12 protein-coding genes are annotated in these 10595 nt (G+C 40.4%); 7 read left to right on the plus strand and 5 right to left on the minus strand.

Annotated elements, in window-relative coordinates:
- The first annotated feature begins 823 nt into the window (after positions 1 to 823).
- From CLW00_RS06100 to CLW00_RS06120, 5 genes are all read left to right on the plus strand, one after another.
- On the plus strand, positions 824 to 2542 hold the full coding sequence (locus tag CLW00_RS06100) for an IlvD/Edd family dehydratase (protein WP_106132781.1): 1719 nt from the start codon (positions 824 to 826) through the stop codon (positions 2540 to 2542).
- Position 2543: 1 nt separating this feature from the next.
- The gene (locus CLW00_RS06105; RefSeq protein ID WP_106132782.1) at positions 2544 to 3308 is read left to right on the plus strand and encodes an SDR family NAD(P)-dependent oxidoreductase; all 765 of its coding nucleotides are present in this window, start codon (positions 2544 to 2546) and stop codon (positions 3306 to 3308) included.
- Positions 3309 to 3314: 6 nt separating this feature from the next.
- Positions 3315 to 3758: a DinB family protein gene (locus CLW00_RS06110; RefSeq protein WP_106132783.1), complete on the plus strand. Its 444-nt coding sequence runs from the start codon at positions 3315 to 3317 to the stop codon at positions 3756 to 3758.
- Positions 3755 to 4423, plus strand: a complete 669-nt coding sequence (locus tag CLW00_RS06115) for an acetoacetate decarboxylase family protein (protein WP_106132784.1) — start codon at positions 3755 to 3757, stop codon at positions 4421 to 4423. The genes CLW00_RS06110 and CLW00_RS06115 overlap by 4 nt, the downstream gene beginning before the upstream one ends.
- Before the next feature lie 81 nt (positions 4424 to 4504).
- On the plus strand, positions 4505 to 5149 hold the full coding sequence (locus CLW00_RS06120; RefSeq protein ID WP_106132785.1) for a hypothetical protein: 645 nt from the start codon (positions 4505 to 4507) through the stop codon (positions 5147 to 5149).
- A 134-nt stretch (positions 5150 to 5283) separates the two neighbouring features.
- On the opposite strand, the gene CLW00_RS06125 is transcribed toward CLW00_RS06120, so the two are convergent.
- The 4 genes from CLW00_RS06125 to CLW00_RS06140 form a co-directional block, all read right to left on the minus strand.
- Positions 5284 to 5802, minus strand: a complete 519-nt coding sequence (locus CLW00_RS06125) for a lipocalin family protein (protein ID WP_106132786.1) — start codon at positions 5800 to 5802, stop codon at positions 5284 to 5286.
- Between the two features lie 204 nt (positions 5803 to 6006).
- Positions 6007 to 7122: a DUF6268 family outer membrane beta-barrel protein gene (locus tag CLW00_RS06130; protein WP_106133066.1), complete on the minus strand. Its 1116-nt coding sequence runs from the start codon at positions 7120 to 7122 to the stop codon at positions 6007 to 6009.
- Between the two features lie 10 nt (positions 7123 to 7132).
- Positions 7133 to 7576: a DUF2147 domain-containing protein gene (locus CLW00_RS06135; protein WP_106132787.1), complete on the minus strand. Its 444-nt coding sequence runs from the start codon at positions 7574 to 7576 to the stop codon at positions 7133 to 7135.
- 21 nt (positions 7577 to 7597) lie between these two features.
- Complete coding sequence (locus tag CLW00_RS06140) at positions 7598 to 8107, minus strand: hypothetical protein (protein ID WP_106132788.1); 510 nt, start codon at positions 8105 to 8107, stop codon at positions 7598 to 7600.
- A gap of 186 nt (positions 8108 to 8293) precedes the next feature.
- Here CLW00_RS06140 and CLW00_RS06145 point away from each other — a divergent pair, with 186 nt between their 5' ends.
- On the plus strand, positions 8294 to 9589 hold the full coding sequence (locus tag CLW00_RS06145) for a M20/M25/M40 family metallo-hydrolase (protein ID WP_106133067.1): 1296 nt from the start codon (positions 8294 to 8296) through the stop codon (positions 9587 to 9589).
- Positions 9582 to 10211, plus strand: coding sequence for a Pr6Pr family membrane protein (locus CLW00_RS06150; protein WP_245917182.1), 630 nt, complete (start codon positions 9582 to 9584; stop codon positions 10209 to 10211). Before CLW00_RS06145 ends, CLW00_RS06150 begins: the two co-directional genes overlap by 8 nt.
- A 193-nt stretch (positions 10212 to 10404) precedes the next feature.
- Here CLW00_RS06150 and CLW00_RS21520 read toward each other — a convergent pair.
- Positions 10405 to 10595, minus strand: a 191-nt coding sequence (locus CLW00_RS21520) for a hypothetical protein (protein WP_211300157.1), incomplete at its 5' end; no start/stop codon positions are given.

The following is a 10595-nucleotide window of genomic DNA, read 5'->3' on the forward strand; positions in this document are numbered from 1 at the left end:
TAGATTTTAGATTGGGGTCAATACTGAGTTGAAGGTTTGGTGTACTGGTCTCAGTTCGTCAGTTCGTCAATTCGTCAATTCATCAAAAATTCAATCAACCCAACCTTTAACCCAACAATTGTAGATTGTAGATCTTAGATTTTAGACTGGGGTCAATACTGAGTTGAAGGTTTGGTGTACTGGTCTCAGTTCGTCAGTTCGTCAATTCGTCAATTCATCAAAAATTCAATCAACACAACCTTTAACCCAATAATTGTAGATCTTAGATTTTAGATTTTAGATTGGGGTCAATACTGAGTTGAAGGTTTGGTGTACTGGTCTCAGTTCGTCAGTTCGTCAATTCGTCAATTCATCAATTCCCAAAACAAACAATCAACCCAACCTTTAACTTTTTTAACATTTAACCTTTAACCCAATAATTGTAGATTTCAGATTGTAGACTGGGGTCAATACTGAGTTGAAGGTTTGGTGGATCGGTCTCAGTTCGTCAGTTCATCAATTCGTCAATTAATCAATTCCCAAAACAAACAATCAACCCAACCTTTAACCCAACAATTGTAGATCTTAGATTTTAGATTGGGGTCAATACTGAGTTGAAGGTTTGGTGTACTGGTCTCAGTTCGTCAGTTCGTCAATTCATCAATTCATCAAAAAATACAATCAACCCCACCTTTAACATTTTTTTTCTTTTAACATCCTTCAGTAACACAACTTGATCAGTTCTAACCTCCTCCACTCCTCACATTTTTACCTTCCTTTTCCTTTTCCTCCGAAAGATTTCCTAAATTCCTCTCCTAGTCAATACGCTCAAACCTAAGTAACTATGAAAGACAAAAAACTCCGTAGCCAGGAATGGTATGGAAGAAAAGGAAAAGACGGTTTCATCTACCGTTCTTGGATGAAAAATCAAGGACTCCCCCACCATCTTTTTAATGGTGAAAAGCCTGTAATAGGCATCTGTAACACCTATTCTGAGCTCACCCCCTGCAATGCACACTTCCGTGATTTGGCAGAGGCTGTCAAGCGTGGGGTATGGGAAGCTGGTGGTTTCCCTTTAGAATTCCCTGTGATGTCATTGGGTGAATGTTCAATCAAACCTACCGCCATGCTTTTCCGCAACCTGGCAAGTATGGATGTGGAAGAAAGCATACGTGCCAACCCCATGGATGGTGTCATCCTCATGTGTGGTTGTGACAAGACTACACCATCATTGGTCATGGGGGCAGCATCTGTAAACTTGCCTAGCCTTGTGCTTTCAGGAGGCCCGATGTTGGTGGGAAGATTTAAGGGTAAAAAAATAGGCACCTCTGATGTTTGGAGATTTGCCGAAGATTTCAAAACAGGCAAATTATCCCAAGAAGAATTTATAGAAGCAGAAGCCGCCATGTCCAGGTCAATTGGTCACTGTGCCCCGATGGGTACAGCCTCCACCATGGCAGCCATGGTAGAATCACTTGGTTTGGCCCTACCTGACAATGCCACCATCCCTGCTGCTGACTCCAGAAGAAAAGTAATGGCTCACATGGCCGGAATGCGCATTGTTGACATGGTCAAAGAAGACCTTACAATGGATAAAATCCTAACAAAAAAGGCTTTTGAAAACTCCATCATGGTAAATGCAGCACTTGGTGGTTCCACCAATTTTATCCTGCACCTTACGGCCATTGCGAAAAGAATGGGAGTAGATATTGATTTGACGGATTTTGACCATTTTTCTGCCAAAATCCCGCTTATAGCTAACGTACAACCATCTGGAGAACACTGGGTCGAGGACCTTTTCTATGCAGGTGGATTACCGGCGGTCATGAGGGAAATAGAAAAACACCTTCACCGTGATTGTATTACGGTCAATGGCAAAACCATAGGTGATAATATTTCACAGGCGGAATGCTATGACCGAAATCTTATCGGAACATTTGAACATCCCATTAAACCTGATTCTGGAATTGCTGTACTCAAAGGCAACCTTTGCCCAAATGGAGCGGTCATCAAACCTTCCGCAGCAAGTCCACACTTATTGGTACACACAGGCAAAGCTGTTGTTTTTGAAAATATCGATGAGTACAAAGCTAAAATAGATGATCCTAATCTAGATATTGACGAAAACTCGGTCATGGTCATGAAAAATGTCGGTCCAAAAGGCTACCCTGGAATGCCTGAGGTAGGCAATATGGGACTTCCACAAAAGCTATTGGAAAAAGGGATCAAAGATATGATTCGAATATCGGATGGCCGCATGAGTGGAACGGGATACGGTACAGTTGTGCTTCATGTTTCTCCTGAGTCAGCAATCGGCGGGCCACTGGCTTTTGTCCAAAATGGCGATCAAATTAGTTTAGATGTGCCCAACCGAAAATTGGATCTTTTGATTTCGGATGAGGAAATGGAAAAAAGGAAAGCGGCTTTCAAACCTGAAAGCCTCCCGTACAACCGAGGTTATGTAAACCTCTTTTTGGATAAGGTCAATCAGGCACATGAAGGTGTAGACTTTGATTTCTTAGTAGGCAGTTCGGGTTCTGAAGTAAAAAGAGATTCACACTAACATGCAAAAGCAAGCACCAAAAATCGCATTGATTACCGGTGCAGGTCAGGGTATTGGACTGGAAATAGCCAAGACCCTGGCCACCAAAGGGCACCATATCATCCTCAATGACATTGAAAAAAGCTTGGTAGATGATGCAGTTCAGGAATTGCTTACTTTCCAGAAAGGTAGAATCATAGGTTTCGCAGGTGATTCCGGTGACAATTCCTGTATTGAAGAAATGGTAAGAATGTCAGAAAAAGAATTTGGTAAATTGGACATTGCTATAGCCAATGCAGGGATTACACTGTATGGAGATTTCTGGGATTACAGCCCCCAGGATTTCCAAGAAGTGATGAGGGTCAATATGGGGGGAACATTTTTCCTTGCACAAGCTGCTTCAAACCTTATGAAAAATCAAGGTAATGGTGGTTCCCTGTTATTCACCTCTTCGGTAACAGCTCATCAGGCACATAAAAACCTGGCCGCTTATGGCATGAGCAAGGCAGCTATCGAAATGCTAGCCAAGAATTTAGTCCTTGAACTTTCTCCCTTTCATATCAATGTCAACACCATTGCACCTGGAGCGACATTGACAAAAAGAACCGCTCAAGATCCTGATTATGAAAATACCTGGTCAAAAATAACTCCTATGGGCAGGCCGGCTTCAGTTGCCGATATCGCCCATGCAGCAGCATTTTTGGTATCGGATGAAGCAAGGCATATAACCGGCCAAAACCTCATCATTGATGGCGGTTGGACAAGTATTAGCCCTTCACCATATTAGAAATTTATGAAAAGTTTTGTCAGGAATTTCCTAGAATACAATCATTCAAGTAATGATAAAGTGATTTCTCTTTTGGAAAAACACAAAGAGGAATTGCCCGAAAAATGCATAACACTCTTTTCCCATATCCTGAATGCACAGGAAATCTGGAATGCCAGAATACTTGGAAAGCAACCTGAATTTAAAGTCTGGGATGTCTCGAATCTAGCAGAATTTCGAAATTTTAACCAAAGATTCTTCTCGGGATCAATAGCTATTCTTGAGGAATTCAACTTGGATCAAAAGATAGACTACCGCACTTCCAAAGGCGACCCATTCATCAGCACTGTGCAAGATATCCTTATCCATGTTGTCAATCATGGCAGCTATCATCGTGGACAGATCATGCAATTGCTTAGGGATGAGGTAAATGATGCCATTTCTACGGATTATATCTTTTACAAAAGATGATAGGAACCCAAAAACCAGAAACGCACTACCCCCCACCTTGGCAACTTCAGGGTGAAGGAGTGATTTTATTATACAGGTTTCCAAAAAAATGGATCAATGAACATCCGCTCATCCCAACACATCTAAAAGGTCAATTTAAAGGCGGTTTTGGCTATCTGATGCTTGTCAACTATTATGATTCTCCTGTAGGGCCCTACAAGGAATTGCTACTGATTCCAGGAAAATTCAAGCCAAACAAGAAGCAAAGCATCACCCATATTGTAGTCAATTCAGAAAGAAGCACTCAGAATGGTAGATTCAATTGGGGCATACCTAAAATCACACTGCCCATCATATGGGAGTCCGAAAAAGGGCTGGATACGATTGGGATAGGTGATGAAGATGATCCTATATTTTTCTGCAAAATTAGTTATAAAGGAATGTCCTTTCCGGTGAGCACCAAGATATTGCCCATCAAACTCTACCAACAATGGAACGGAAAGGCTTTTGAAACTGAACCGAAAGGATCAGGATGGGGGAAATTAGCCAAAATTGAAACGCTTAAAATCAACCACAAAAGATTCCCGGATATCAGTAAGTTCAAACCTATTCTAGCAATCAAGGTAAGTCCTTTTTCAATCGATTTTCCAAAACCTTCCTCAACTTATGATGTAGTAAAAACATAAGATTTCTCACAGAAACCCAAAACGCAAGAACAATTTCCTTTTAAAAACCTTATATTCATTTATTCCAAAACTGCCTAAAAGATGAAAAAACTCACCAATTCCCTATTTGTATTGACACTTTGTTGGTGTCTTGCCTGTAGCCAACCAGAAGATAAATCACTCCCTCAACAGGTTGCTGCTGCCTATGGGATTGAAAATTTTGACAAACTCAATTCCATAGCCTACACTTGGAACGTACAGGTAGGCCCTGATGTAAGGACCAGGGATTGGAAATGGAATATCAAGGAGCGGACCGTTTATTATGCAGGTCCTGACACAAGTTATACTTACAGCCTAGACCTTCCAAAAGACGAGTTACCACAAGCAGATGCTGGATTTATCAATGACAAATATTGGTTGATGTATCCTTTCCAATTGGCATGGGATTCAGGATATGAGTATGAGGTAGAGGAAAATGTGGATGCACCGATTTCAGGAGAATCTACCACCAAACTGACAATCATATATAATGCTGAGGACGGATATACTCCCGGTGATGCCTATGATCTCTACCTTGATGGCAATAAAATGATCAAAGAATGGGTTTTCAGAAAAGGAAACGGTGAGGCTGGAAATGCTTTTACTTGGGAATCCGAAAAGGATTTCAATGGTGTCACCTTTGCAACCGAACATAAAAATGCCGAGGGAGTCAAGTTTATTTGGTTTACCAATATTGAGGTGAATTAATCATCAAATTAGCCACCAAGACACAAAGGCTAATCTGTGTTAATTGCGCCCACATGTGTTAAAAAAAAGACCTTTGAATCTACATTATCGGATTCAAAGGTCTAAAATTTTTCAATTACTTGAGGAAATGTGATTTACTTCACAAAACTCAATTCAAGTTCAAGTTTCACCAATACAGGCAGTCCTATACCAAAGAAATCATCGCTTTCTTCTTCTTCGAAAATAATGGTAAGCCTATTATTTGTCAATTGTTCCACCTTGAAATCCGTCTCATCATCTTCAGAAGTTAGTCGAAGGATGGTGTTATTTTCAAGTAATTGATAGGTCCCCGATTCATCATTGATACCATCAATTCTAATTTCATAGGTACCGTCTGCATCAAATTGAAGCTCAGTTCCTTCAAAATCCTCATCGCTAAAGAACTCATCTTTGATTTCTTCTGCAGCTTCTTGAGCCTCTTGCTGACTGGCTCCGATAGCTTGTAAAAACTGCACCAAAGGTTGTCCATTGATAGACATATCCAATCTGTAGCTACTATAATTCCAAATCCCCACTATAGGAGATACTTGCGGTTCGTCTTTTTCCCCACAGGAAAAAAGTAAGACCAATAGGCTTAAAGCCATGGCCTGAAAAAATTTGATGCTTGTTTTCATAGTTTGTTTTTTTTTAAATCCTTTGGTAAAGAAGAAAACTAAACTAGAAATTTCAAACTACTACTTTAAAAAAAAATGAATTCAAGTGTAAAACATAATGTTTTTGAATAACGATTGACATTACACTTAGACATTGTGAGAAAAAAACCTCCTGAAATGTCTTCTATGAAAAAAAGAGTTTCAGGAGGTTCTATTGAAAAAAAACTAAAGAGTCACAAAACTGATCCCTACATTGAAATAAACAGTATTTCCAAGGTTGTTGACCATTCCGTATTCTTGGGTACCAAAGAAGCCTCTAAAAAACTCTCTGCTTCCCTCAAGTTCATCAGCATTGAATGTGTAGTCAATCCTGTATCCTGCCTGAAAATGCATCCAAAAAGGACCGGAAAGCTGCTTTTGAAGTTCTATCCTTGGCCTGAGTTCACCTCTTCTGATTTCATAACTGTTGTTTCCTACTGAAAAGTCATTGATCCTGTAACTCTGTCCTTCCAATTCATATCCAAAGAGCAACAAAGCACTTTTGCTGAAATTATATCTACCATGAGCTCTTGCGGGAAAAAGAATTTCCGTCCCCCATTTCCTATCAGCACTGGTCACATCATACATCACAACAGGCACATAATTTAGGTTACCCACCCTGTAGGTTCTGGCTAGCCCTAAGCCCCATCTTTTTCTTTCACTGACTCTTTTGGCATATACCGCTGCCAAACTCCATCTCACGGTATTGAAGGGCTGAAGGGAAAAACCATAATCTCCACTCATATCCAAAGAACCTTGGAATATGAAGAAATTTTCTTCCGAGATCGGCACAAAGAAAGTATTGGTCCAATTGAGGTTGTTCAATCCTCTTTCATCCAAAATCTGCGTTAAACCTGATGCATTTTGCTCGGCTTCAACACCACCTATATTGTAACCTACGCGCATGTAATTCAGTCCACTCTGCCATACCAAGTTACTTTTAGAGATGATGGGGATATTAGAATTGAATCTCATCCCTCCGGTGAAGTTTACCCTGCCCGTTTCAGATATAGGTGCTGCCTCATCCACACCCCAACCGGAATTACCACTTGCGGGGAACCTGGCAGCTGACAAGTTCATATCATACCCTAATTGTTGGTCATAAGAAACACTTAAAAACCGGGTTGGGCTCAATCCTACTATTGTTGGTTTGGCAAATCTTTTCACATTGGATTCGTCTACCAATTCCAAGTCATCATACATGGACCAATCCTCTTCTTCCTCTTCTTCTTGAGCAAAAATAGGAGAAAAGCCTGCCAAAAACATAATAGTAAACAGCAGGCATATTTGCTTTTTTGACATCTGCATACCTTTATTTCACCTGCAATCTTCTCCAAGTATCTGACCTTCCGAAGGTTTTTACACCGACATATCCTCTGATATCGAGGGTGTTTTCATCCTTCATGGTAATGACACTACTGTAAGTGTTTCCAGACTCAGGATCATAAATGGTTCCTTCTTCCCAAACGCCCTTTCCTTTGTATTCAAAATCCTTCAACATCCTGTAACCTCTTAAGGGGACGTTTCTCATACTTTGATCAGGATTATTGGCATCCAATTTAGGTTTGCCGGTTTCGGGATCATTAGGTTCTTTTAGCCAAACAATCCTACCATAGTATTTTCCATCAATATTATCAATTTTAACTCTGGCTTTACCATGTCCTGGTTCCCATACGCCTACCAAATCATCTGCTTCTTGCGCAAATGCAAAAGCACATACAAATAGAAATGTGAGTGATGCTAGTATCTTTTTCATGTTATTTTTAGGTTTATTTTTTTATTTAATTCCAAGTTCGAATTTCACTTTTACTTTAAAACTGACATTCCCCCAATATTCTTCTTCCAATAAGTCAAAATCTCCCACAAAGGTCATTTTCCCATCCTGAAAAGCTGAGGCTAGGTTTTCCTGTCTACCTGCAACAGATAATTCAATCACTTCATCCGTATCCAACTCGCTTTCATATAGTCCTACCCTAGTCATTGATGTATTCTGAGAAGTAACCTCGAAAACCATTTTTTCCAAAGAGGGCAAATCTTCATCAGGCATCAACCTGATTTCGATAGCTGTTACTTTTGCCTTGGACACACTTGACCCTTCTTCACCCAAGATGTTTTGTAAGTCAAATTCCCAAGAGGCTGTAGCGGTATTGGCGCCTTCAAACAGAGGCCCCTCAGCTATCATGTCTAACTCTGGCGTCTCAATCTCAAGGGTCTTTAAATCACCCCCACAGGAAACCGCCAAGAGTATCATCAAGAATGCAATGGAAGTATAAAAGAAATTTCGCATAAGTATAATGGGTTTTGTAAACTGAATTTTACTACGGCTAACAAAATAGCTTATTTTTCACCTTCTATGAAGAATTTTAACTTGATTATCACAATAAATTTTAACTTTGAGAAGCATGTCTTGTTTCATTTTCCAGAAGAAAAAACATGCTAAAAGCTCTTGATCAGTCTAATAACTACAATTATGATGCGAAAATTATTTACTACAGCCTTTTTTATCCTATTCCTGTGTTTGAACACTTTTGCCCAAGGACTTAGCGATACGGAAAAAAAGTTGATCGATTTGATTGATAAAAATTATGAGGAAACTGTAGCCTTATTGGAAGAAACTGTCAACATCAATTCAGGAACACTCAATATTGAGGGAGTCAGAGAAGTTGGTAGGGTTTTCGAGAGGGAATTTGCCAAAATAGGCTTTCAAACCGAGTGGATTACACTCCCTGATTCGCTTCGAAGAGCGGGCCACTTTGTAGCAAGCAAAAAAGGAAACAAGGGAAAAAAATTGTTTTTTATCGGACACTTAGATACAGTATTTGAAAAAGATATGCCTTTTTATCCATTTACAATGGTGGATGAAAATACAGCAAAAGGACAAGGCGTAAATGACATGAAAGGTGGCAATGTGATGATTTTCGCCACTCTAAAAGCACTCCATGAGATGGGTTTGTTGGATGACAGAACTGTTACGGTTTACTTCAACGGCGATGAAGAAAATGCAGGAAATCCCTCACATGTAAGTCGTGCAGATTTTATCGAGAGGGCCAAGCAGCATGATTATGCCTTGGGATACGAAACAGCACAGGGGTTCAATATTGCTACAGTGGCCCGAAGAGGTGCCTCCACTTGGGTGTTGAAAACAGAAGGAAAACAAGTGCATTCATCAGGAGTATTTAAGGAGCATGCTGGTTTTGGAGCCATTTACGAAGCTGCAAGAATTTTGAACAGTTTCAGAGAAGAATTACTCGGAGAGCAATACCTCACATTCAATCCTGGGCAAATCATTGGGGGATCTGATATTCAATATGATGTCAATACAGGTGAAGGTGAAGCATTGGGCAAAACCAATATAGTAGCAAGAGAAGCTTTGGTGACCGGTGACTTGAGATTCCTGGGTGAAGCACAAAAGGAAGCTGCTCGAGAAAAAATGAGTCAGATTGTTGCCCAACACCTGAACCAAACTAAAGCAACCATTACTTTTCAAGATGGTATTCCATCAATGGAGCCTACACCTGGAAATTATGCCTTGGTAGAAAAGCTCAGTGCAACCAGTGAGGCTATGGGCTTTGGAAAAGTTGAAGCGGGTGACCCTGGTTCAAGGGGTGGTGGAGACATTTCTTATATAGGTGAGTTTTTGGATTGCATTGATGGCATAGGCGCTTCAGGTACAGGAGCCCATTCTCCGGCTGAGACGATCAACATGAAAGAGTTTCCTGATTTGATCAAAAGAAGTACTGTGTTTGTGTATCGCTTATTGCATGAGTAAAATGAAACAAAAATTTGCCTTGGTCTTTTCCATTATTGTCTGGCTGGCTGTTATCATTCAATTTTTCGTGATGTTGGAAAACCGGGTGGTTTCCATAGCAGAATCAAGCATTCGGTTTTTCAGCTTTTTCACCATTTTGACCAATATTCTGGTAGCAGTGTATTTTACTTTTCAGTCGAATAAACTAAAACCAAACTCCTTTTGGAATCGACCTGGAACTTTAACGGCCATTACCGTTTACATTTTAGTCGTAGGCTTGGTCTATCAGATCGTTTTGCGACCGATTTGGGATCCTCAGGGGCTTGCACGATTGACAGATGAACTTTTGCACTCTGTCAATCCATTATTGGTGCTTTACTTTTGGTGGAGATATGAAAAATTTCGAGAGTTGAAATGGTCTCAACTCCCAAAATGGCTGATTTACCCTTTTCTGTATTTTATCTGGGCCATGACACACGGATTGATCACGGGGTTCTATCCTTACCCATTTGTCAATCTCCCTGAGATTGGATTGGCACAACTGAGCATCAACTTCATTGTGCTGGTATCGGTGTTTTTGGGATTTTCTGTGTTACTGATGTGGTTGGGGGAAAAAGTGAATACCCAGCGCGATGAGCATTGAGTTTTTAACTCATGTATTATCGAGCTATAAGCTCTACACTCATTGATCCGAAGGTGCAACCTTCGGATAACGCATCACCTTAACCTTCAAATGATTTAAATAGCTTCTCAAAAAAAACAAATTTGCGCTGAAAGATGCGTTGTCACGCGGTTGTACCGCGGGACTGCTGAGTATTGAGTTTTTAACTCTTGCATTATCGAGCTGAAAGCTCTTGACTCAAGAATCCGAAGGTGCAACCTTCGGATAACGCATCACCTCCACCTTTAAATGATTTAAATAGCTTCTCAAAAAAAAACAAATTTGCGCTGAGAGATGCGTTGTCACGCGGTTGTACCGCGGGACTGATAAGTATTGAGTTTTTAACTCTTGCATTATCGAGCTGCA

This window comes from Mongoliibacter ruber, assembly GCF_003003005.1.
Lineage (GTDB): Bacteria > Bacteroidota > Bacteroidia > Cytophagales > Cyclobacteriaceae > Mongoliibacter > Mongoliibacter ruber.

What these genes read in the sequence shown, in the direction of transcription:
- CLW00_RS06120 (WP_106132785.1), top strand. Translation starts at nt 4,505, where the DNA reads ATGAAAAAACTCACCAATTCCCTATTTGTATTGACACTTTGTTGGTGT.
- CLW00_RS06135 (WP_106132787.1), bottom strand. Translation starts at nt 7,576, where the DNA reads ATGAAAAAGATACTAGCATCACTCACATTTCTATTTGTATGTGCTTTT.
- CLW00_RS06105 (WP_106132782.1), top strand. Translation starts at nt 2,544, where the DNA reads ATGCAAAAGCAAGCACCAAAAATCGCATTGATTACCGGTGCAGGTCAG.
- CLW00_RS06145 (WP_106133067.1), top strand. Translation starts at nt 8,294, where the DNA reads ATGCGAAAATTATTTACTACAGCCTTTTTTATCCTATTCCTGTGTTTG.
- CLW00_RS06150 (WP_245917182.1), top strand. Translation starts at nt 9,582, where the DNA reads ATGAGTAAAATGAAACAAAAATTTGCCTTGGTCTTTTCCATTATTGTC.
- CLW00_RS06115 (WP_106132784.1), top strand. Translation starts at nt 3,755, where the DNA reads ATGATAGGAACCCAAAAACCAGAAACGCACTACCCCCCACCTTGGCAA.
- CLW00_RS06140 (WP_106132788.1), bottom strand. Translation starts at nt 8,107, where the DNA reads ATGCGAAATTTCTTTTATACTTCCATTGCATTCTTGATGATACTCTTG.
- CLW00_RS06100 (WP_106132781.1), top strand. Translation starts at nt 824, where the DNA reads ATGAAAGACAAAAAACTCCGTAGCCAGGAATGGTATGGAAGAAAAGGA.
- CLW00_RS06110 (WP_106132783.1), top strand. Translation starts at nt 3,315, where the DNA reads ATGAAAAGTTTTGTCAGGAATTTCCTAGAATACAATCATTCAAGTAAT.
- CLW00_RS06125 (WP_106132786.1), bottom strand. Translation starts at nt 5,802, where the DNA reads ATGAAAACAAGCATCAAATTTTTTCAGGCCATGGCTTTAAGCCTATTG.
- CLW00_RS06130 (WP_106133066.1), bottom strand. Translation starts at nt 7,122, where the DNA reads ATGTCAAAAAAGCAAATATGCCTGCTGTTTACTATTATGTTTTTGGCA.